Source organism: Wolbachia endosymbiont (group A) of Apoderus coryli (genome assembly GCF_947251615.1).
Lineage (GTDB): Bacteria > Pseudomonadota > Alphaproteobacteria > Rickettsiales > Anaplasmataceae > Wolbachia.
The window spans coordinates 1,462,053-1,483,059 of record NZ_OX366367.1; the positions used below are offsets into that span (position 1 = coordinate 1,462,053).

General features: G+C 35.2%; 18 protein-coding genes, 1 tRNA gene and 7 pseudogenes. 16 read left to right on the forward strand and 10 right to left on the reverse strand.

Annotation, left to right across the window (positions count from 1 at the left end; genetic code table 11):
• Positions 1 to 83 precede the first annotated feature (83 nt).
• Positions 84 to 332, forward strand: a complete 249-nt coding sequence (locus OPR43_RS07665) for a hypothetical protein (protein WP_265034749.1) — start codon at positions 84 to 86, stop codon at positions 330 to 332.
• A gap of 31 nt (positions 333 to 363) precedes the next feature.
• On the opposite strand, the gene OPR43_RS07670 is transcribed toward OPR43_RS07665, so the two are convergent.
• Positions 364 to 2,157, reverse strand: coding sequence for a reverse transcriptase/maturase family protein (locus tag OPR43_RS07670; RefSeq protein ID WP_265034303.1), 1,794 nt, complete (start codon positions 2,155 to 2,157; stop codon positions 364 to 366).
• A gap of 512 nt (positions 2,158 to 2,669) precedes the next feature.
• On the opposite strand from OPR43_RS07670, the gene OPR43_RS07675 reads away from it, so the two are divergent.
• Together OPR43_RS07675 and OPR43_RS07680 are read left to right on the forward strand one after the other, a co-directional pair.
• The gene (locus tag OPR43_RS07675) at positions 2,670 to 3,569 is read left to right on the forward strand and encodes a hypothetical protein (protein ID WP_265034751.1); all 900 of its coding nucleotides are present in this window, start codon (positions 2,670 to 2,672) and stop codon (positions 3,567 to 3,569) included.
• A gap of 120 nt (positions 3,570 to 3,689) precedes the next feature.
• Positions 3,690 to 5,216 (forward strand): acyl-CoA carboxylase subunit beta, encoded by a 1,527-nt coding sequence (locus tag OPR43_RS07680; RefSeq protein WP_265034753.1) that lies wholly within the window; start codon positions 3,690 to 3,692, stop codon positions 5,214 to 5,216.
• A 53-nt stretch (positions 5,217 to 5,269) separates the two neighbouring features.
• On the opposite strand, the gene OPR43_RS07685 is transcribed toward OPR43_RS07680, so the two are convergent.
• Positions 5,270 to 5,342 (reverse strand) — tRNA-Thr (locus OPR43_RS07685).
• Positions 5,343 to 5,356: 14 nt separating this feature from the next.
• Between OPR43_RS07685 and OPR43_RS07690 the strand changes: the two genes are divergently transcribed.
• Genes OPR43_RS07690 through pdxH form a run of 3 tightly spaced genes read left to right on the forward strand, consistent with a single transcriptional unit; the run spans position 5,357 to position 6,897 of the window.
• Positions 5,357 to 5,506 carry a hypothetical protein gene (locus OPR43_RS07690; RefSeq protein WP_265034754.1) on the forward strand — a complete coding sequence of 50 codons (150 nt, stop codon included), beginning with the start codon at positions 5,357 to 5,359 and terminating at the stop codon, positions 5,504 to 5,506.
• Positions 5,472 to 6,287, forward strand: coding sequence for a bifunctional DNA-formamidopyrimidine glycosylase/DNA-(apurinic or apyrimidinic site) lyase (gene mutM / locus OPR43_RS07695; RefSeq protein ID WP_265026126.1), 816 nt, complete (start codon positions 5,472 to 5,474; stop codon positions 6,285 to 6,287). Before OPR43_RS07690 ends, mutM begins: the two co-directional genes overlap by 35 nt.
• A 16-nt stretch (positions 6,288 to 6,303) precedes the next feature.
• Positions 6,304 to 6,897, forward strand: a complete 594-nt coding sequence (pdxH, locus tag OPR43_RS07700; RefSeq protein WP_265026668.1) for a pyridoxamine 5'-phosphate oxidase — start codon at positions 6,304 to 6,306, stop codon at positions 6,895 to 6,897.
• Between the two features lie 489 nt (positions 6,898 to 7,386).
• Here pdxH and OPR43_RS08575 read toward each other — a convergent pair.
• From OPR43_RS08575 to rpmF, 5 genes and pseudogenes are all read right to left on the reverse strand, one after another.
• A pseudogene (locus tag OPR43_RS08575) lies at positions 7,387 to 8,478 on the reverse strand (IS3 family transposase).
• Positions 8,479 to 8,843: 365 nt separating this feature from the next.
• Positions 8,844 to 10,197 (reverse strand): annotated as a pseudogene (locus OPR43_RS07720) (IS4 family transposase).
• A gap of 179 nt (positions 10,198 to 10,376) precedes the next feature.
• Positions 10,377 to 11,333 carry a beta-ketoacyl-ACP synthase III gene (locus tag OPR43_RS07725; RefSeq protein ID WP_265034758.1) on the reverse strand — a complete coding sequence of 319 codons (957 nt, stop codon included), beginning with the start codon at positions 11,331 to 11,333 and terminating at the stop codon, positions 10,377 to 10,379.
• Positions 11,326 to 12,354, reverse strand: a complete 1,029-nt coding sequence (gene plsX / locus OPR43_RS07730; RefSeq protein WP_265034760.1) for a phosphate acyltransferase PlsX — start codon at positions 12,352 to 12,354, stop codon at positions 11,326 to 11,328. The genes OPR43_RS07725 and plsX overlap by 8 nt, the downstream gene beginning before the upstream one ends.
• Positions 12,355 to 12,364: 10 nt before the next feature.
• Positions 12,365 to 12,547 carry a 50S ribosomal protein L32 gene (gene rpmF / locus OPR43_RS07735; RefSeq protein WP_265034762.1) on the reverse strand — a complete coding sequence of 61 codons (183 nt, stop codon included), beginning with the start codon at positions 12,545 to 12,547 and terminating at the stop codon, positions 12,365 to 12,367.
• Positions 12,548 to 12,791: 244 nt separating this feature from the next.
• Here rpmF and OPR43_RS07740 point away from each other — a divergent pair, with 244 nt between their 5' ends.
• The 10 genes and pseudogenes from OPR43_RS07740 to OPR43_RS07780 form a co-directional block, all read left to right on the forward strand.
• Complete coding sequence (locus OPR43_RS07740; protein WP_265034764.1) at positions 12,792 to 13,574, forward strand: MlaE family ABC transporter permease; 783 nt, start codon at positions 12,792 to 12,794, stop codon at positions 13,572 to 13,574.
• Positions 13,567 to 14,268 carry an ABC transporter ATP-binding protein gene (locus OPR43_RS07745; RefSeq protein ID WP_265034765.1) on the forward strand — a complete coding sequence of 234 codons (702 nt, stop codon included), beginning with the start codon at positions 13,567 to 13,569 and terminating at the stop codon, positions 14,266 to 14,268. Before OPR43_RS07740 ends, OPR43_RS07745 begins: the two co-directional genes overlap by 8 nt.
• A 205-nt stretch (positions 14,269 to 14,473) precedes the next feature.
• Positions 14,474 to 14,971: a hypothetical protein gene (locus OPR43_RS07750; RefSeq protein WP_265034767.1), complete on the forward strand. Its 498-nt coding sequence runs from the start codon at positions 14,474 to 14,476 to the stop codon at positions 14,969 to 14,971.
• 73 nt (positions 14,972 to 15,044) lie between these two features.
• Positions 15,045 to 16,208, forward strand: a complete 1,164-nt coding sequence (gene dxr, locus OPR43_RS07755; RefSeq protein WP_265034768.1) for a 1-deoxy-D-xylulose-5-phosphate reductoisomerase — start codon at positions 15,045 to 15,047, stop codon at positions 16,206 to 16,208.
• A gap of 208 nt (positions 16,209 to 16,416) precedes the next feature.
• Positions 16,417 to 16,704 carry a hypothetical protein gene (locus tag OPR43_RS07760; RefSeq protein WP_265034769.1) on the forward strand — a complete coding sequence of 96 codons (288 nt, stop codon included), beginning with the start codon at positions 16,417 to 16,419 and terminating at the stop codon, positions 16,702 to 16,704.
• A complete protein-coding gene (locus OPR43_RS07765) occupies positions 16,701 to 16,826 on the forward strand; it encodes a hypothetical protein (protein WP_265026112.1) in 126 nt (41 codons plus the stop codon). The genes OPR43_RS07760 and OPR43_RS07765 overlap by 4 nt, the downstream gene beginning before the upstream one ends.
• Positions 16,795 to 17,004 carry a hypothetical protein gene (locus OPR43_RS07770; protein ID WP_265034772.1) on the forward strand — a complete coding sequence of 70 codons (210 nt, stop codon included), beginning with the start codon at positions 16,795 to 16,797 and terminating at the stop codon, positions 17,002 to 17,004. The genes OPR43_RS07765 and OPR43_RS07770 overlap by 32 nt, the downstream gene beginning before the upstream one ends.
• 78 nt (positions 17,005 to 17,082) lie before the next feature.
• Positions 17,083 to 17,211, forward strand: coding sequence for a transposase (locus OPR43_RS08330; protein ID WP_406832681.1), 129 nt, complete (start codon positions 17,083 to 17,085; stop codon positions 17,209 to 17,211).
• Between the two features lie 112 nt (positions 17,212 to 17,323).
• A pseudogene (gene tnpC / locus OPR43_RS07775) lies at positions 17,324 to 18,595 on the forward strand (IS66 family transposase).
• Positions 18,596 to 19,210: 615 nt separating this feature from the next.
• Positions 19,211 to 19,462 (forward strand): annotated as a pseudogene (locus tag OPR43_RS07780) (IS4/Tn5 family transposase DNA-binding protein); the annotation flags it as partial.
• A gap of 15 nt (positions 19,463 to 19,477) precedes the next feature.
• Here OPR43_RS07780 and OPR43_RS07785 read toward each other — a convergent pair.
• The 3 pseudogenes from OPR43_RS07785 to OPR43_RS08340 form a co-directional block, all read right to left on the reverse strand.
• Positions 19,478 to 20,326 (reverse strand): annotated as a pseudogene (locus OPR43_RS07785) (IS982 family transposase).
• 90 nt (positions 20,327 to 20,416) lie between these two features.
• Positions 20,417 to 20,572: pseudogene (locus tag OPR43_RS08335) on the reverse strand (transposase); the annotation flags it as partial.
• A gap of 104 nt (positions 20,573 to 20,676) precedes the next feature.
• Positions 20,677 to 20,863 (reverse strand): annotated as a pseudogene (locus tag OPR43_RS08340) (transposase); the annotation flags it as partial.
• Between the last annotated feature and the right edge of the window lie 144 nt (positions 20,864 to 21,007).

Sequence of the window (21,007 nt, forward strand, 5' to 3'; positions counted from 1 at the left end):
CAATTTAACTATTGACTTTGTAGATTATATAAGCATACTGTAGTTAGAATTTTTTATTTCATTATGTAAAATAGGAGGTAGTTATGCAAGTGTTAGAGCAAATAGAGAGTGTAGATAGAGAAAAACTAAAGCAACAAAATCATATACATGAAGATACAGAGTGTTCGGAAGAGATAAATAGCTTTACAAGCACAACAATATATGGACATGTTAATCAACATATGGAAAAAAATATCTCAAATACATTGCGTGAAATATATGATGTAGAGTGGGCAGCCAGCGAGTTACTTGTTAAGTACTTTTCCAACAACCCCTCTCCGAACCACGCATGATCGTTTCCGTATCACGTGGCTCTCCAATAATCTAACGTTTTAAGGAGTCACCATCATATTTTCCATATTGGATTTTCTTATGGCATTCATGACAAACAACAAGAGTTTTCCTCTGTCGTTCAATCATTCTCTTTTTCCATTCCGGTAGTTCAGTATTACGTTTACCTAGCAAATCAGCAAGTTTACGTACGTGATGTACTTCAATCTGCTCTTGTGATTTACATAATTCACAAGTTTGTGCCAATAGTCTTTGCTCTATTTCACTACGCTTATTCCATATTGGTATAAGGTTATCACTTATGCTTACCCATTTATTCCATTTTAGCGACACAGCACCAAAGTGTGTAATTAATGGTATCTTTGATGGTAAACGATCTACTCTGATTTGGATGACTTTTCGTTTTTCACCTTCATCGTTTTCAATCGTCGCACCAAATTTTCTATAAATTTTCCTGCAAGTTGTTTTGTATTTAGATGCTAAAGTCTTTACTAATGATACTTCCATCACATATTTCAGATAACTTAGTGTGTGAAGGTTGTAGGCCATTTTATAGTATTGTACAATTCCTCGATATTCAGTTTGATACTGAGCAACAATACTGTAAGCTGTATCAATTGTACGTTGAGGTAAATGTATCGGTTTACCACAACGCATATATTCAGAACACTTTTTCTGCTTTATATGATGTGGTACACGTAACCCAATACTACCGTTAATACATCGTTGTGTCCGATGATCATGTTTGTCATCTGCATGCAAAACATGTATTTCATAACCCAAAAAATTGGCTTTGCTATCACACGCATGTGTAATAAACGTTTTATCTTCATTAAGCATAAGTTTGAGCTCCTCATTGAGAAACCCAGCAATCTCATTCTTAATTTGTTCAGCTTCATTCTTTGGTCCTGCAAACCCTACCAGAAAATCATCAGCATACCTAACATACCAAAGACGTCGATAATTTAGATCGCAAGAATCCTTAGATGGCATACCCTGCACTAATTGACGCAGTTGTTTTGCTTGATCCCAGTTCCCTTGTTTTCTCATCATCGATACTTGCATGGTTAACCTTAAATATTTTGGATTTGTCCTTCTTCGCTTACCTCGGTTATTTGCTGGTATTAGTATATGCTCCACATGTTTATCTAACCGATCGAGTAATATGTTACTCAGAATTGGACCAATAATAGAACCTTGTGGTACCCCACTATGACTCTTATTGTACTTCCAATTTTCCATATATCCTGCTTTTAGCAGTCGATTGATTAGCTGAATAAAACGGTTATCTTGGAAGCTTTCACTCAGTATTTTCAACAACATAGTATGATCAATTGAGTCATAACATGCACTGAGATCTCCCTCTATAAACCATTTTGTACCTCTGCCTTTTTGCATTACTGCTCTTAATGCAGTGTGGCATCCACGCTTTGGTCGAAATCCATGTGAACATTCACTAAATTTAGGCTCATAGTAGGCTTCCAATATTAATCGGATTACTTCTTGAAGTAACTTATTTGACCATGTTGGCAACCCTAACGGCCTGCGTTTACCACTCTTCTTTAAAATATAGATACGTTTTACTGGTGTCCACCGATATCGCTCATAGCGTAAATCCTCTATGATTTTATCGATTTTCTCCAAAGACATACCATCAACTGTTTCAGTTGTCACACCTTCTGTCATAGCACCTTTATTACGACAAAGTTTGCCATACGCTCGAAGGTAAAGATCACTCTGATAAAGTAGGCGATATACGTTTTTAACCGGCAAATTTCTTTGTCCACGTTCACGTATAATGTTAAGTATTGTTTCAGCTTTCCGCATCTTGCGTACCTCCCAATTTCAACATTCAATTATCTGTCACCCTTTGCCCTGTATGTGGCTTTCCCACACTCCCCGGTGATTCGTTACTTTCACGACTACTACGATGACTCCGTAACCATAGAACTCGCGTTCCTTAGGTCATCCCATGTTCCGTCACTAAGAACTGTTCTAGATCAACTTAGGTTTTCCATTCATCCTCTTAAATAAGTTCACTACTTATCGTTCTACAGCCAGAATGTCACACAAACGAAAGTTTAATCTGTGCTTACCGTAGACATGGGGTTTTAAATGCGATACCCATGGATGTGAAGTCCCACCCCTGAAGATTAGAATTCAAGCAGTTTAGCTTTAACCATATTGATCAGGTGTTGCAAGCCGTTATCTTACACATCTTCAGATAACTCTCGCTTTACATACATGCTCTTGTCCTCCTTCCCTTTCGGGTTAAAGTTAGTTGTTCACCTCGAGGCCATTTATTCTGAACCCCGCTTAGCTCCGCTAAGTATTTCTTAATGCGTACCACGGCGCACACTTTTACATCATATAACAAATCGGGACGCCTACCTAATGATGAAGCCATAGAAAACTTAGCAAAGAGATTTCAAAAACTCATAGAAGACGCAAAAAAGAACAAGGTCATGTTTAGTGTGTCGTATCATATTGATGTATTCAAAAGATGGGACAGAGAAGAGCTATCAATAATAGATTATTCGATACTGGTTTTAGACCGCCTCATGAATAAAGATGCAAACGTTACTAAGATTGGAAGAAGCAAACTAATGCCTCTTTGGTCAGAAATGTCCGATCTGGTTTCAAAAGGTAATAATGTGAGCGAAGAAGCTTCGAAGAAGCTGCAAGGCGATATACTGCAAAACCGCAAAAGTCACTTGTCAACCCTAAAACAAATTGTAAGTGATAGCATCGAAAATGGTGACAAAGAAGATGTTAAAGTAAAAAGAGATAATGCATTTTATTGCGTAAAATGTCCAGAGAAAAGCGTTATCACTCCTGCAAAATTTATGAACTTCCCGGAATTTAAGGATTTAGAATATGGTGCATTAAAGATTGGAAATGATGTAATCCGAATACAAAATGGACAATATTGCGATATGAAAGGCAAAGTAAAAATGACCTTTAAAGTGAGTGATAGTGAAAAAATTGAAATGATTTTATCTTCTGAAAAAGCTGAGAGTTTTGGTAAAATAATGGTACATATGGATGACAAAAGTTGTGAAATATTCTTAAAGTACCTTAAAGAGCTAGAAAAAGAACCTCGTATAAGCAAGGTTGTTGAAGTTGCTAAAAGTTTTGTGCAAAATAAATCTCCTCTTTCTTCTATAGACGATGCTAATGTCCAGCAGCTTCAGAGTAATGTCGAAAGTTTACAGAGTAGTGGCCAAAGTCTAGGTTGAAAAAGTTTTAATGATTACGATACACATACACTGTTGCATATAGCAATAGTGTATGTATATAGTTAATAGGGTTTGTAAACTTAATAAAGTCTACACCTAATTTGAAAACTACTTTATTGTATGCAAGACTTTAAAATACTAGAAAATCTAAAAACCAAAGCACTAGAAGCTGAAAAAGGAGGCGGTTCTGACAGGATTACCAAACAACATGAAAAAGGGAAATTAACTGCTAGAGAAAGACTCAGTATATTGCTTGATGAAAATTCGTTCGAAGAATACGATAAATTCGTGAAGCATCACGCAGCTGATTTTGGCATGCAGAATGCTAATTTTTTAGGTGACGGGGTCGTAATCGGTCATGGTACTATTTATGGCAAAAAAGTTTTTGTTTACTCTCAAGATTTTACTGTCTTTGGTGGATCACTTGGTGCGTCACATGCAAAAAAAATATGCAAAATTATGGATATGGCAATTAATGCCAGAGTTCCGGTCATTGGACTAAATGACTCTGGTGGAGCCAGAATTCAGGAGGGAGTAAATTCCCTTGCTGGTTATGGAGAAATCTTTCAAAGGAACGTAAATGCATCGGGTGTTATACCACAAATTTCTTTAATTATGGGTCCATGTGCAGGAGGGGCTGTTTATTCCCCAGCATTAACTGACTTTACTTTCATGGTGAAAAATAGTTCATACATGTTTATAACCGGACCAGATGTAGTAAAAAAGGTTACCTACGAAGATGTAAGCTTCGAAGACCTCGGTGGAGCAAAAATTCATACAAGCAAAACAGGAGTGGCAGATTTTGCATTCAATAATGATGTTGAGATGCTACTCAAAATGCGTGAATTCCTTACCTTTTTACCAGCAAATAATCAAGAACTACCGAAATCTGTACCAACCTGTAATGATGTTAATGAGATTGATGAATCCTTAAACACTCTAATTCCAATCAATCCCAATACTCCTTACGATATGTACGAACTTATCGAAAAAGTGTGTGATGGAAGGAAATTTTTTGAACTAAAACCTGATTTTGCTCGTAATATCATAATTGGTTTTGGTAGAATTGGAGGAAATACTGTTGGTATTGTTGCAAATCAACCTATGCACCTTGCAGGATGTTTGGATATTGATTCTTCAAGAAAAGCTGCAAGGTTTGTAAGGTTTTGTGACGCATTTAACATTCCGATCATCACACTTATTGATGTTCCAGGATTTCTGCCGGGTACAAATCAAGAATACAATAATATAATACAACACGGAGCGAAACTGCTTTACGCTTACGCTGAAGCGACCGTGCCGAAAATTAGCCTTATCACTAGAAAAGCGTATGGTGGTGCATACATTGTTATGAATTCAAAACATCTAAAAGGTGATATAAATTATGCCTGGCCAACTGCTGAAATAGCTGTGATGGGCCCTGAAAGTGCAGTTGAGATTATATTTCGATACGAAAAAGATCAGCAAACACTGATTAAAGAGTATAAAGAAAAATTTGCTAATCCATTTTTTGCTGCATCATATGGATACATTGATGACATTATAGTGCCAAGTAAAACAAGGCATCACTTTTGTAAAGCATTAGAGCTACTCAAAAACAAGAAAGTAGAAAGGATATGGAAAAAGCATGACAACTTACCTCTGTAACTTTCTTCTAAGCCTTGCTTACAAGTTATACAATATTATAAGTGTAATCAGTGTGCCGTTACCAAGACTCGAACTTGGGACCTCGTCATTACCAATGACGTACTCTACCACCTGAGCTATAACGGCAGGATTTATATATAATGATAATGAATAATATAAAAAAGAATAAGGAAAAAGAAGAGGAGAAAAAAAGATTAGCGAAAGCTTTAAAGCAAAATATTTTGAAAAGAAAAAAGCAGCAACAGAGTAGACAAGATGCCAGAACTACCGGAAGTGGAAGTAATCTCTAACTTCTTGCTTGATAAAATTAAAAACAAGCAAATTAGTAATGTTATAGTTAATAATTGGAATTTACGTGCCCCAATAACAAAAAATATTGATGATATGCTAAAGGGCAAAGTCATACGCAACATCAAGCGTAGAGGTAAGTATACGATCTGGAATACAGATGGTAGTATGGCTGTAATCATACATCTTGGCATGAGTGGAAAGCTTATATATGCTGACCACGATCAAGTGAAGAATAAACATGATCATGTGGTATTTTTATTTTCTGATAATACTTCAATAATCTTTAATGATCCAAGAAGATTTGGAGTAGTCATTGTCTTAAATAAAGAACAAGAAGTAAATTTTTTTGATGATTTCGGAATAGAGCCCCTCACAGATGAATTCAGTGGAGACTATTTACAGGAGTTGCTGAAAAACAAAAAAGCAAATATCAAATCAGCATTAATGGACAATAAATTAATAGTTGGCGTAGGCAACATATATGCTTCTGAGAGCTTGTTTAGAGCCCGCATATCACCACTCAGGTCAGCAAAAGACTTGACCTATAGAGAGTGCGAAAAACTTGCTACTGAAGTAAAAAATACTCTGAGTGATGCAATTGCTGCAGGCGGTTCAACACTGAAAGATTATGCACAGCCATCTGGATCTGCTGGATACTTTCAAAATAACTTTTACGTATATGGTAAAGTTCAAAAACCTTGCAAGATCTGCAACAATATCATAACACTTATACGACAAAATGGCCGTAGCACTTATTTTTGCAATGCGTGCCAGAATTAAGATTTTATTTTTTGATATGATATTTTCACCTGAAAAAGATCCGTTTGATTTGTTTTCAAAGTGGTATAAAGCAGTACTTAATTCTCCGTGTAAACAACCAACTGCGATGACGCTAGCAACTTGTAGCAAAGACTGCATTCCATCTGCAAGAGTGGTATTACTAAAGGAATATAGCAAAGAAGGTTTTGTGTTTTTCACTAACGTAAACAGTAAAAAAGGGAAAGAATTGACTGAGAACCCCAAAGCTGCGTTAGTGTTTCATTGGATAGAATTTGCTAGGCAAGTACGAATTGAAGGAGAGGTTAAACTTCTAAACGATGAAAGAACTGACAAATACTTCTCTTCTCGAGCGCGCGATAGTCAAATTAGCGCATGGTGCTCAAAACAATCGAGCATTCTGAAAGATTGGCAAGATTTTGAGCAAGCTATAAAATTGAAGGAAAAAGAATTCTACAATATACAAGTTTCTCGTCCTGACTTTTGGGTGGGATTTTGCGTAATCCCAAAAGTAATTGAATTTTGGCAAGAAGGTGAATATAGGAAGCATATTAGATTTAGATACACCCTTGTTGAGGGAAGCGATTGGAAAATAGAACAACTATATCCCTAGCTACATTCGTTATTGCAGACCCTTCTTAATTTACCACCGAGAATTGGATGACACCCTACTAATCCGAATTCTGGATTAAGGATAAAAAAGAGCAAAAATATCAATAACTTATAATTTTATAGCTAAAGTGACTTAGGTTTACCGATAATTTGAAAAACAACAAATTCGTCATTCCGCTACTTGTTAGCGGAATCTATGCTGAGATACCGCGGCGGTATGACGTAGGGAAACCTTTCTTGGGTTAGCTATAGAAGGTTAAGGACTGCAAATTTTTCATTGGACAGGCTTCTTATACTTTTGGTGAGGTTAAATTTTGAAGTGAAAATTTTAATAAACAGCAAATAAACAAGTTTATCAAAAAAAGAGTTAAATGTTAGGATTTTAAATAATACAGCATTCCGGACAATTTAAAATCAACCTGGGATGGAGGAAGTTAGTGGCGTTCTGACCTTACCCAGAAAAAGTGGAGAGAAAGTTGAGAATGTTTTTTTATAAAAAGAATGATGAATCAAAATGTTCAGGGATGCAATAGTTAATAGTGACGTTGTTTGTTATAAAAAATTTCTATATATTCAAATATAGCAGTTTTAATATGCTGTTTAGAGTGCTTAGAAGTGTCTATTGGTAACTCCCTTTTTAGAGAACTTTTCTACAACAGAATTGTCGTAACAACAACCTTTATGGCTCATTTATATTCTTTATGGCTAAGAGATATTGATAACCTTGTGAAGTATATTGTGAACCTTGATCACTATGTAACAGTAGGTTTTTGGCAGGTTTACGTTTATTAACGGCCATTAATACAGAGTCCATGACCAATTGTTTATTCATTGAACTACTCATTGACCAGCCAATCACCATATGTGAGTATAGGTCGATTACTGCTGCCAAATATAGCCATCCTTCCTTGGTTTTTATATAAGTAATCCCATACTTTATTTGGTTGATCGACAATAAAGTTTTGGTCTAATATTACGACTCTACTGTCCGTTTGTTGTTTCTTAATTTTAAATTTTCTTCTCAATATAGCCTGAATACCATTTTTCTGCATGATACTTTGCACTGTTTTCAAGTTGCAACTTTTACCCAAAGCCTTTAATTCAGCATGAATTTTACGAGCTCCATATCTACATTTAGAAGCTTTTTTTGAATATCTGCTTTTATTTGCTAATTCTCTATTGCTTATTTCCCTCGCAGCCCACTTATAGTAGCCACTAGCAGATACATTCAAAATCCTACATAATTCCCGTACTTTATAGCAGCTGCTATGTTCTTTTATAAAAAAATATTTTACTCTTTTTGACTGCCCAGGGCTTTTTTTAAAATGTCTCTCTCTCTTGTTACTCTTGCTAACTCTTTCTTTAAATCAAATCTTTCTTTGTCGTAAGGAGCTACATTACCCCTACCTGGAAAAGCATTTGCTACTGACTTCTTTTCGTTATATTTTTTTATCCACTTACCTAATACGTTAGAGCTTATACCTAGATCTTTTGCTACTTTCGAAATTGTTTCTCCTCTTTCTTTAAAAAGTTTTACAGCTTCTTCTTTCAACTCTGCTGTATATTCTCTTCCATTTGACATATTGCACCTCTCTATAAAAACATTTTTTTATTATAAAAACGTACCAACTTTCTCTCCACTTTTTCTGGGTAAGGTCATTGTTTTCTGCCCCATTAATATTAGCTTCATTAGACCCTTAAATATAATTTTGCCCAATAGTTTACTTATCTACCTCTCTCCAATCTTTCTAGGTCCTCATCTTTAATTAATTTTAGTATTCCTTCTATTTGATCCATTATTACCTCCATTTTTTTGTAATAATAGCTCTTTACATCCTTTCAGCACCACTTTCAACACTTATGGTGGGGAGAGGTGACTTTCCTCACTTAGACGACTGGGCTGTGCCCTTACTATTACCCACAAGTATAGAATTCATGAGCAAGTCTTCATCCTTCTGCTAAATCAAAGAGACGTTTCCATCCCTTCCACAGAGCTATAGCTAAGTCATTTTTGCGGGCTAAGAACCCTCCTAATTTGGCCACCCACCTCACGGTTTCTCTTATAGGTGGTGGGGTCACAGGATAGTTTTTTGTCTTAAGCATTTTGGTATACAAAACCTTCCATTCATCATCAGTCAGTATGACAGTACAAGAAAGGTTTGCTAGCTACCAATGTGATAAAGAATATTCTCCATGCAATTATACTCATAATTGTAAGAAAGCGGATTAATCTATCTGCTGTTTGGAGCCTACATTCTTCAACTTTAAGACCGGATTTCAAAATTTTATGAAAAACCTCTATTCTCCATCTTAAGCAATACCATTGTATTTTTTCTACTGCTTCTTCAAAATTATTAATATTTATATTTGTCAATAAAATCCAGTTCATAGGCTCTTCGCCAAATGGGGGATATTTTTCTATAACATAGACAGCATTTAAATTTAAATTAGGAAGTTTCTGGGTTTTACGTCTAGCGTTATTTTTTGATGCATTTATCACAAAGTTACTAAACTTTACTTCTAAAACTGCTGTTCTTTGAGGTTTATTATCGCGAGCAGACTTGAATTTCTCCTTGACAAGACATGCGATTCATCAAATCCCACAATCTTTTACCACCTTTTTCAGAATAAGTCGACTTCTTGTTTACTGTTCTGTTTTGATTTCCTCTTACTACAAAAAGAGATTGATTAGTGGAAGCAACTTCAAATAAATCATAAATATCTGCTTCTCTATCACAAACGGTAACTACCTTAACATCCTTTAATCCAGGATGTTTAGTAGAGTCTTTAAGTGGAGCAGTATTATGGCTTCTTCTTTTCAACTCCTTTAGGTCTTCAGCTAAGGAAGGTCTAGTACTAATTTTTTGATCCAATAATCCTATCTTCTGTTGTAACTGCAAACGTTGTATGCATCATGGGTTTTAAAATTAGTTGTTTTAGATGTTAATCTTGCTGCTATAATCCCTAATCCTTCGGTCTTTTTATGATTTTTATATGAAATATAACTCGTGTCTTGAATAGCTAAGATAGTTGAGTATTCTTTAGCTCTTTCAACAGTTTTAATTATATGACTGTCTAATATCTTTCTTTCAGAAATGGCATCGTTTTGGAAAAATCTATAAGCTGCTTTACTTTGATGCCAATCTTCACAAGCTTGATTTATTGAATGTTCAGGCGATTCAGCAAAACTATTAACTATTTTTAAAAGCCTTTTACTTAATCTTTTATCACCAAAATTAACAATTCCAAATTCACTTTCTGCCCATTCACCAATTGAGGTGCTTAAATTTCTTTTTACCATATATTTCCATTTTTAGACTATAGTTTTTTTTATAGTAAAAAGTCGAATTAATAAAATAAAAGCCTTCATCTTTATTATTTATAGATTTGTGGGTAATAGTAAGGGCTGTGCCCTATGGGTGCAATCTGTGATGTTCTACAAGTATAGCTACTTGGGTGACAGGAGGTAATGCAGGAAGTCTAATAGTGCAGCAACACGGAACCCCAGGTCAGGCCTGCGCCTATTGAAATCAACAGTACCAGATTTCCTGATTTTATTTTTGATTCTTGTATTGCATAGTCTAAGGCCAGTGGAATTGACGCTGCTGAGGTGTTTGCATGCTTATCAACGGTATTAATCACTTTCTCTATAGGGAAATCTAACTTCTTTACTACTGCTTCAATAATACGAATATTTGCTTGATGGGGAATTAGCCAGTCAATATCAGTAATTTTCAAATTATTGCATTTCAGAGTTTCCTCTATTAAGGCTGCTAACTTATCCACTGCATGTTTAAACACTTCTCTTCCATTCATGCATATTTTTCCAGAATCACCAGTTGAGGATATCCCTCCGTTCGTACATAGTATGTCCACATTGCCATCAGAGTGTAAGTTTGTTGATATGATGCCGCTGCTACCCATTTCCGATTTTATTATCACTGCACCAGCACCATCACCAAAGAGTACACAAGTTGACCTATCTTCCCAGTCAACAATCCTAGACATTATTTCAGCACCAATAACGAGCGCATATTTAATTCTATTGTTAGATTTTATGAGCGAATCAGCAACTGTAACTGCATATATAAAACCAGAGCATGCTGCTTGTACATCAAAAGAAAATGCATTTTTACATTTTAACTTACTTTGTACAATCGTTGCACAGCTAGGCAAAGTTTTATCAGGCGTTGTTGTTGCAACTATAATCAAGTCAATTTCATCCACTGAAATTTTAGCTTTTTCTATAGCATTTTTTGCTGCATTTACAGCTAGATCTGACGTTAATTCTCCTTCATCTGCTATATGCCTTTGAGCTATTCCTGTTCTCTGCCTTATCCATTCATCGCTTGTCTCAACTATCGATGCAATTTCGTTGTTACTCAACATTTTTTTTGGTAGGTAAGATCCAGTGCTTAATATGAAACTTTTATTCAATATGACTTACCCCGTTAATTATCTTTTGATTTAAATTTTCACTAATTGCATTTACTGCAAATTTTATAGCATGGGCAAAAGAAACAGCATCAGAATTTCCATGACTTTTTATGACGATGCCGTTCAACCCTAAAAACATAGCTCCACTTCTAATTTTAGGATTAAAACGCGTTAATGCTTTTTTTAATTTAGATCTTAATAACATACCAAGTATCCAAGAATTAGATAGTTCATTTTTTATTAGACCTAAAAAAGTACTAGCGGTTGCCTCAGCTGTTTTAAGCATCACATTGCCAACAAATCCATCTGCAACAATCACGTCTATATTACCTTCCAAAAATTCACTTGCCTCAATATAACCTTTGAAATTAATGGAGCTTGATGCATTTTTAAGCAACTCAAAAGCGCCGCGCACTGAGTCATTACCTTTCACTTCCTCTGTACCAATATTGAGCAAAGCAACTTCAGGATTATCAATTTTAAGCACAATTTTCGCAAATATGCTTCCCATTAATGCAAATTGGAATAATGAATCAGCATTACAATCAACATTTGCACCAAGGTCAAGTAAAGCAAAGCTTTTTGTCTTAGTTGGACAGATGGATACAATAGCAGGACGATAAATACTTGGTAATGCTCCTAAAATAAATCTGGAAATTGCCATCAATGCTCCGGTGTTGCCTGAAGATACCACTCCGAAAGCTTTACCTTCTTTCACTGCAACAATTGCAGCTTTCATACTTGAGTCTTTACGATGTCTCAGCGCAAAAGATGGCTTATCATTTGCAAGAACATTGTCAGAGCAGTGGGTAAACTCAGAATTATCACCTACCTTTTTGTATTTCGAAAGTAAAGGAGATACTTCTTTCTGATCTCCATAAATGTGAAAAAAAACTTTAGTGCCTGGGTCAACAAGGTTATCTAAAAAAAAACCAGCACCTTGAATCACAGAAAGAGGTGCGAAGTCACCTCCCATGGCATCAAGTGCAATGATTATATTATTGTTGACTGTAGGTAACATACCATAACAGTTATTCTGCCTGTTGTTTAATAAAAACCCGTTTTCCTTTGTAACTGCCATCAACTGCTACATTGTGAGGCAACATGAATTCCCCAGTTGTCGTGCATACCACAATATTCTTAGGCTCAATAGCATGATGAGAACGATGCATATTACGCCTTGACTTTGACTTTTTTCTTTTTGGAACTGCCAAAACTTCCTCCGTTATCTATTGAAAATTCTACAATTTATTAGTAACATGTTTTTTACAGAAAGTAAACAGCGATAGTAAAATAAGTAAGGTTTGCTTATGCAATTAACCCCTGTAAGTTTCAAGCTGAAGCATTTTAATCGAAGTATATTGAACTTAAAACATATCTCAGCTATACTTTGCGATGAAGTTAACAGAAATTTTAATAAAATCAGTAAAACTAATTTTTAGCTAAGACAAATGCAAAGTGAGCTTTTTTGATATAAATAGTATTAGAATAATTGGTAGGTGCTTTATCAATTTTTTATTAAGGCTTGGTAGTGCATTCATGTTTTTTATTCAATCTCTATACCACTGCTTCGTACCACCATATTATTTTAGCAACGTAGCAAGACAAATTATAGAGATAGGCTTTTTCTCTCTGCCAATTGTTGGGCTCGCTGGAGTTTTCATAGGAGCGGCAATAGTTTTACAAAGCAGCTTGAGTGACCCATTAATTAACCAAGAGCAGATAATACCCAAACTTGTTACGATCACTATCATTAAAGAGTTAGGACCAGTTTTGATCAGCTTAATAATGGTAGGAAAGGTTGGATCATCAATTGCAGCAGAAATTGGCACAATGCGTATCACTGAGCAAATAGATGCCCTTACAACCTTGGACATCAACCCTTTCAAATATTTAATTGTGCCAAGGATTTTAGCATCAGTTATAGTATTTCCAATACTTACAATATGTGCAGATCTAATAGGAATATTTGGAGGATGTATCACTGCAGTCTTCGAATTTCACCACAATTTAAACATATATATTAAATATACAGCTCAATTTTTTAACACGTATGATTTTATCACTGGGCTAGCAAAAGCAACTGCGTTTAGCACTATAATTTCTATCTCAAGCTGCTATTACGGTTACCATTGTCAAGAAGGAGCTCGAGGGGTTGGAGTAGCTACAACATCAACCGTTGTTTTATCGTCCATATTGATCATTTTAACAAACTACATGATTACTTTAATCTATGCATAGCCCCATAATATCAATATCAAATTTAAACTTGTCTTTTAACGATAACACGATATTAAACGACCTAAATTTTGACATACTGAAAGGAGAATCATTAGTTATACTTGGCGGCTCAGGAAGTGGTAAATCTGTATTAACAAAAACAATTATCGGCTTGCTGGCACCAGATTCAGGGTCTATAAAAATATACAGTAAAAACAAAAATAAATTTGGGGTTTTATTTCAAAATTCCGCTTTATTTGACTATGTTACAGTATGGGAAAATATATCTTTTAATTATAAAAAACGCTTTAATATCAACAAAAAAGAAGCAAAGTTATTAGCAATCGAAAAGTTAAATGACGTTGGATTGGAAGAAAACATAGCAGATATGTTTCCAATAGAGCTATCAGGCGGAATGAAGAAAAGAGTAGCACTTGCAAGGGCGATTGCACACAATCCAGAAATCATCATATTAGATGAGCCAACTTCAGGATTGGACCCAATTATGTCAGATATAGTAAACGAGATAATAATAAAATTATCTAGAGATCTTAACCCTACAATTATCACGATTACACATGATATTCATAGCGCATTTAAAATAGCTGATAAAATAGCAGTGTTATATGAAGGGGAGATCATTTCCCATGGAACTGTTCAGGAAATACAAAATACTAATAACGAATATATAAAGAAATTCATTCGTTATATATAGCTAAAGATATATACACTGTTGCTAACAGTCATATTTTTAAGTTTTAACTTTGTAAAAGGTAGCAGACATTGGAATTCAGATTTTTTTCAAACTGGATCCTATATAAGGTGGCAGAAGTTGTTTGTATTAGCTATATTCAAAAGCTCTATTGATATTTTGCAATATTTGTGATAAAATAATAGCTTAAGGTTGAGAGTAAAAATTTATGAGTGAAGCTCAAGGTCCAAATATTGCAGAATGGCAAGCGCAGCAGCAACACCAAGAGGCTGCTGGTGAGAAAAGTGGTTTTGGTCTTGGTCATAGTGACTCTGTTTCAACAGTCGTGGATGGAATGAAATGGTTGTTCAACTTTCATGAAGGGGCGATTGCTGCTTATAATAATGTGTTTGAAGGTTTGGTGAGTGGTAGTAGTTTGGTAACGTTATTTGGAAAATCAGGTAATATGTTTGGTATAAAATTTCTTGAAAGCCTTGCAGAACATTTTTCAGGTGGAGGTGGGGAAGATATGCCATCAGAAGGAATGGATATGGCTCATGGTGATGAGGGACCTCACTCAGATGATTACCCTCATGCCAATAATGAAATGGCTCATAATGCTGATGGTTTGCAAGACATGCATGATGCAGGTGATCACCATGGTCAATCTTTTTCACCTGGTCCTTCACCATCTGTTGGCGATGACCACGGGCATGAACTTGGTTAAACGCTTAAAAACTGCTGAATAGTATGCAAGAAGGCCTAATAAGAAAAGTTGCTATTGTTATGAGTTTGTCTTAGTGAAAAAGGTTTCAGTTTTAGGATCAACAGGAAGCATTGGAAAAAAGACTGTAGATTTGCTCTCAAAGAGAAAAGAAGAATACCAAGTGGAAGCACTAAGTGCCCATTCAGACTTTGCTCTACTGGCACACCAAGCAAAACTGCTGAATGCAAAATACGTTGCTATCTCCGATGAAAGGTTTTACAAAGATTTAAAAGAAAGTCTACTTGGTACAGATGCAAAAATAGCAATTGGCGCTACAAATATTGCTACCATACCTGTTGATCTCTCAGTTGTTGCAATAGTTGGCATTGCAGGCCTTAAGCCAGTCATGGAGGTTATAGAAAGCGGTACCAAAGTCATTGCATTGGCAAACAAAGAAAGCATTGTTTGCGGTGGAAAGTTATTACTCAAAAAAGCTAAAGAAAAAAACGTACAAATAATCCCTATCGACTCTGAGCACAATGCAATTTTTCAAATTTTGCAAAATGACGACAAATGCGTAGAAAAGATCATACTTACTGCTTCTGGTGGACCATTCTTAAATTATAGTCTTGAGCAATTAAGAAATGTCATGGTAGATAAGGCGCTTAGTCACCCCACTTGGAATATGGGAAAGAAAATCTCGGTTGATAGCGCAACAATGATGAATAAGGCACTAGAGATAATAGAAGCACATAACTTGTTTAATATCAGCCCGAATAAAATTGAAGCAGTAGTGCATCCTGAGTCAATAGTACATGGAATCGTAGTTTATAAGGATGGTTTCAACTTTGCTGTGCTTGCAGAGACTGACATGGCAATTCCTATTTCATATGCTCTATCTTGGCCAGAAAGATCAGCTTTAAATTATAAACTAGACCTAACAAAGCAAGGAAAATTGACCTTTCAAGAGCCAGACCATAAGCATTTCCCTGCGCTAAAGCTTAGCATGGCAGTGTTAAACTCTTCTGCTCCACAAACAAACAGTATTGTGCTCAATGCTGCAAATGAAATAGCTGTTAATGAATTTTTGAAGTCACGAATCGGCTTTTTAAAAATAGTAGAGGTAGTGGAATCAACAATGGAAAGTTTTGATAGTTATACTGATATTAATTCACTATCTGATATAATAAATATTGATTGTGAAAGTCGTATTATTGCTAATAAAATTGTTGAAAGTAAAGTTGTTGCGTATAGCTAGAGGTTATCTAAGGAGAGAAAGTCACCCTTCTCCCCCATAAGTGTTGAAAGTGGTGCTGAAAGGATGTAAAGAGCTATTATTACAAAAAAATGGAGGTAATAATGGATCAAATAGAAGGAATACTAAAATTAATTAAAGATGAGGACCTAGAAAGATTGGAGAGAGGTAGATAAGTAAACTATTGGGCAAAATTATATTTAAGGGTCTAATGAAGCTAATATTAATGGGGCAGAAAACAAGCCTAAGAGCGCTAGAAGTGGTAATAAACAGATGTGTAATAGATAAAAATGATGATGAAAACATACAGCGGTTTGTCGAAAAGGTTAAAAGTTCTGATTATTTTAAAGGGATATATATCGATTTAATAAATAAAGTTGAAAAATTATTACCTAAAGAAACATCTAATAACTTACATAGATTTGATTCAACAATCATAAATTTATCAGGTTACCTTATAAAAGATGGGTTAAAAGTAGGTGGTAAGAGTAATAAGTGAAAGTCAGTGTTGGATTAAAGCCGACAAGCATAAGATTTTGTAAAGGGCAAGAAGAAGGTAGCGAAGATATAGCATTGGTAAGAGCAATTAATGAAGCTAAAGTTGAAAAAGAGGATATTTGATAGGGGAATTGCAAAAACCGGAACTTTCATTGAGTTTGATAAAAAGGAATATAAATTTATTACAAGAATTCACTTAAAAAGAAGGTATGACATTATGGAAAAGAATGAAATTGCTCAAAAACAACAACCAAGAAATTTTGGAGGATATAACAGTCAATCTCTATCAAGCAAAAAGTAAAGTGGCAATGACCTACGTTTAATAAAAATACGAAACAAGACTGGAAATGAAATACGGTTTTTAACCAACTTGTTTGAAATGCCAGCTTATGAAGTAACAGAACTATATAGGCGCAGGTGGGACATAGAGGTATTTTTTAAGTTTATAAAGCAAAACCTTGGATATAAGCACTTTTTAAGTCATATCATGAATGGGATAAAAGTGTAGTATCCGTTCAGCGGAGTGGCAAAATAAGGTAGACAAGGTAGTCTAAAAAGACAATCATAGAGCGAAAGTGAGGTAACATGTTTTAGAACTTTGCAAAAATTTACAGCAAAAAATAGAAAGATTGGAAAAAGAGAATGAAAGTTTAAAAGCAGAAAGTAAGGCATTGAAGATAGAAAACGCTGAGTTAAGAGAAAGACTCGGTTTAAGCTCAAAAAATTCATCAATACCAAGTTCCAAAGAGTTGTATAAAATAAAAAAGAATAAGCCGAAAAGAGAAAGGAATATTGGCGGTCAGGTTGGTCATAAAGGAAGTTTTCGCGCCAAAATGGATGCAGATGAGGTGATAAAAGTAGAGTTGTCATCTACTTGTGAATGCGGAGGAGAGATTGCAATATGCAAGGAACCGTACATTCATCAAAAAGTTGATCTTCCGGAAATCAAGCCTTATGTAGTAGAATATCAATGGCCGTTGCCGGAGATGCGGGAAAAGAAGAAGCAGTAAGTTACCAGAAGGTGTTACGTCAGATACATTTGGACCAAGAGTTAAGTCAATAATTGCAGCGTTCAGCGGGTTTTACAAAAATTCAAAACGCGAAATAGCGAGTGTCGTAAATGATATCTTCAATTTGAACATAAGCGTCGGTAGCATATCAAATAGTGAACATAGAGTTGCTTCAAAATGCAAAAAAATGTATGAGCAGATCGAACAAGAAGTAAGTACAAGCAAAGTTCTTCATATCGACGAAACCAGCCATTACAATAAGGGTAAGCTTGGTTGGTGCTGGATGTTTGCAAGCAATACGGCAAGTTTTGTAAAGTTCAAGGGGAATGAAAGTTTTAAAAAATAGTGTATGCTGCAATCGCAATAGTTTGGTAGTAACTGACAGGTATGCGGCATATAACTACTTTGCTGATGAAAAAAGGCAAATTTGTTGGGCACACTTATCAAGGGATTTTGAAACATAGTTGGAACATTGAGGTCAAAATTCTCGGCTGTTATTTGAGAGATGTTGCTGCTGAGTTGTTTGCACTAAAAAAAGCTTTACTAAAAAATGAGATAGATGTTTTTAGATTTGCCAGACGTGCCAGAAAATTGCGAAAACGTACACGGTATTACTTGAAGCCACTTACCTGAAGCAATTGGAGCTTCTCGAGTTGCGAAAAATATTATGAAATCTGAAAGAATGATGTGGAAATTTTTAGATGACCCAGAAAACATTCCACTGACAAATAACCACGCTGAACGGCAAATTCGGCATTATGTCGTTTATCGCAAAAATTCATATTTTACCCAATCGAAGCGGGGAACTTGAACGGATAATTTCGTTATACTTAACATGGAAACAAAGGGCCTTTCCACAATCTCCTATCTACCGTTTCTTAAACCACTCTGCTGAACGGACAATGGCGTCAACTTAAGAGTCTTCATTAGCAAACCCTCCTATGGATCTTCTGAAAAGTTTTTGAGTATATTGTATTTTTAATTTGTAAAATAAGATTTTTTCCTTTCTGCATGTCTCCTTATAGAAAGGACACATTTTAAACTTTTTTATAGAAACAACAGCGTTTTTTTTCACTCTTTGGATAATTTTATGATAAAAAATTTAGAGAGAAATTTTACACACTATCGCTTATATTTTTCCTTAAGTTGACGCCATTGGCTGAACGGATACAAAGTGTATATTTATATGATCATTATTACAGCTTTGTTATTTCTCGTTTATAAAATCAGAAACAACTTACGCGGATTTAAAATAGCGCTATTACAGTTTACGTTAGACCTTAATGATTCTTTTATACGCTCAATTATCCTAATATCAGGAGGATGCCGTCAATCACCTTATATAACGCCATTTTTGGTACTTTCAACACTTATGCCTTCTCCCCTCGACTTCAGAACCTTACTATTACCCATAAATCTATAAATGGTGAAAAAGCTGCTATTTTACTAATTCAACTTTTTACTATAAATAGATCTATGGTCTAAAAATGGAAATATATGGTAAAAAGAAATTTAAGCACCTCAACTGGTGAATGGGCAGAAAGTGAATTTGGAATTGTTAATTTTGGTGATAAAAGATTAAGTAAAAGGCTTTTAAAAATAGTTAATAGTTTTGCTGAATCGCCTGAACATTCAATAAATCAAGCTTGTGAAGATTGGCATCAAAGTAAAGCAGCTTATAGATTTTTCCAAAACGATGCCATTTCTGAAAGAAAGATATTAGACAGTCATATAATTAAAACTGTTGAAAACCCCAGTTGCGGATTAGCCAACGAAGTAAAGCTTAGAAATGCAGGGCTTTTTCGGCTGCATGGAATATGAAACAAGCGTAGAAAAAATGTGTACCAAAAAATTTATCGGTGATCTGTGGCGAGTATGCTCAATCTCAAATTTGTTTTTCAGAGAGCCAAAAACTGTCTCAATAATCGATCTTTTTCTTAACAAAATCTTCTCATTTAGCGCCATTAATGAGTTTTTCATACCCTTTTTTATACTGGTTACAAGCTTTAACCCTCTATCGAATAATTCGTGAAAAAGATCTTTTTTGATATATCCTTTATCTCCAAACAATAATCCAGTCAATTTCTGAGTTAAATTTGGCACAGGTATCAACGTTGCCTTTTGTCACCGTAACCCCTTGAATTTTGCCAGTTTCGTTGATTACTAGATGTACCAAAAAACCACCCATAGGTAGTCTTTCCAATCTTTGCCAACCCTTTGAAAACTTTGTTTCTCGAGGTCCTTTTTGGATGGCAAACAGCGATAGATGTTGCATCTATGTACGAAATCCCTGTCACTTTTGACTGTTCGCAAAACCATTGCATTAAGAGCGCTAAATACCATAAAACCCGCGATTTTAGCCTAATAAACCTACTATAGGGTGGCAATTTTGGAAACGCTGTTTCGTATAATAATTTCAAATAATGCACATAGAAAATTTTAAAATTGTCGCACTTGATATAGCAATATTATGGTAAAAATCTCTGAATGCGTAATCTCTGGCGTCCTGGTTGGCTTTTTACCACTTGGTAGAAGTTTTTCTGCAAAATTTTTGTCAACTGAATTGCAAAAATCGTCGATCAGGCAAAATAATTCTGTTATATTTTTATTCATGGGTAACCTCTCTATTTTGTGAATAATTTACGGAGGTTACCCTATTTTCCTGGCTTTTTCACTGCTTTCTAATCCGCAACTGGGGTTGCTACGATCAGTTGCTTCTGCCGTTGTTATATGAATTGCATGTGTTGTGTATCAACTGCGATATGACCCTGAAATCTTTTTACCTGCATCATAGCCCTTTCTTTCAGCAGTATCTGCGTTTTTGACGCTTTGAGCATCAATTATGCAGAAACTGGTTTTCTCTTTCCGACCACTGTTTTGTCACAACCAATTTTTTTTAACCAACAAGCTTGGCTCCTTTCCTTTCTTTTTACTCCACATTTGAAAATAGTAATATATGTTTTCCCACCTTGGAAACTCTTTTGGCAACATTCTCCACTGACAACCACTTTTTAGCACGTATAACACTCCACAAAATACTTTGTATATATCAATTAATCTTGGTCTCGTTTTCTTTTTCCTACTTTCTAAAATTGGTTTGATTTTTTCAAATTGCTCATGACTTATGTCGCTTGGATACCTTTGACTCATTTATATACCTCATTATTTACCTGTTCCTACTTTAGCTCATCTCTTTGAGATTTTAAACAGGTTCTAACATACCAAAGAGGAGAGTAGACCAGGAAAACTTCCTTCCTGGCCCCTCGCAGAACCCTACGTGAGGTAGAGTGGGCA

Excerpts from the sequence above, each read along its gene's own strand:
- OPR43_RS07665 (WP_265034749.1), top strand. The coding sequence starts at position 84 with ATGCAAGTGTTAGAGCAAATAGAGAGTGTAGATAGAGAAAAACTAAAG.
- OPR43_RS07670 (WP_265034303.1), bottom strand. The coding sequence starts at position 2,157 with ATGCGGAAAGCTGAAACAATACTTAACATTATACGTGAACGTGGACAA.
- OPR43_RS07675 (WP_265034751.1), top strand. The coding sequence starts at position 2,670 with ATGCGTACCACGGCGCACACTTTTACATCATATAACAAATCGGGACGC.
- OPR43_RS07680 (WP_265034753.1), top strand. The coding sequence starts at position 3,690 with ATGCAAGACTTTAAAATACTAGAAAATCTAAAAACCAAAGCACTAGAA.
- OPR43_RS07690 (WP_265034754.1), top strand. The coding sequence starts at position 5,357 with ATGATAATGAATAATATAAAAAAGAATAAGGAAAAAGAAGAGGAGAAA.
- mutM (WP_265026126.1), top strand. The coding sequence starts at position 5,472 with ATGCCAGAACTACCGGAAGTGGAAGTAATCTCTAACTTCTTGCTTGAT.
- pdxH (WP_265026668.1), top strand. The coding sequence starts at position 6,304 with ATGATATTTTCACCTGAAAAAGATCCGTTTGATTTGTTTTCAAAGTGG.
- plsX (WP_265034760.1), bottom strand. The coding sequence starts at position 12,354 with ATGTTACCTACAGTCAACAATAATATAATCATTGCACTTGATGCCATG.
- OPR43_RS07745 (WP_265034765.1), top strand. The coding sequence starts at position 13,567 with ATGCATAGCCCCATAATATCAATATCAAATTTAAACTTGTCTTTTAAC.
- OPR43_RS07750 (WP_265034767.1), top strand. The coding sequence starts at position 14,474 with ATGAGTGAAGCTCAAGGTCCAAATATTGCAGAATGGCAAGCGCAGCAG.
- OPR43_RS07760 (WP_265034769.1), top strand. The coding sequence starts at position 16,417 with ATGAAGCTAATATTAATGGGGCAGAAAACAAGCCTAAGAGCGCTAGAA.
- OPR43_RS07770 (WP_265034772.1), top strand. The coding sequence starts at position 16,795 with ATGAAGCTAAAGTTGAAAAAGAGGATATTTGATAGGGGAATTGCAAAA.
- OPR43_RS08330 (WP_406832681.1), top strand. The coding sequence starts at position 17,083 with ATGCCAGCTTATGAAGTAACAGAACTATATAGGCGCAGGTGGGACATA.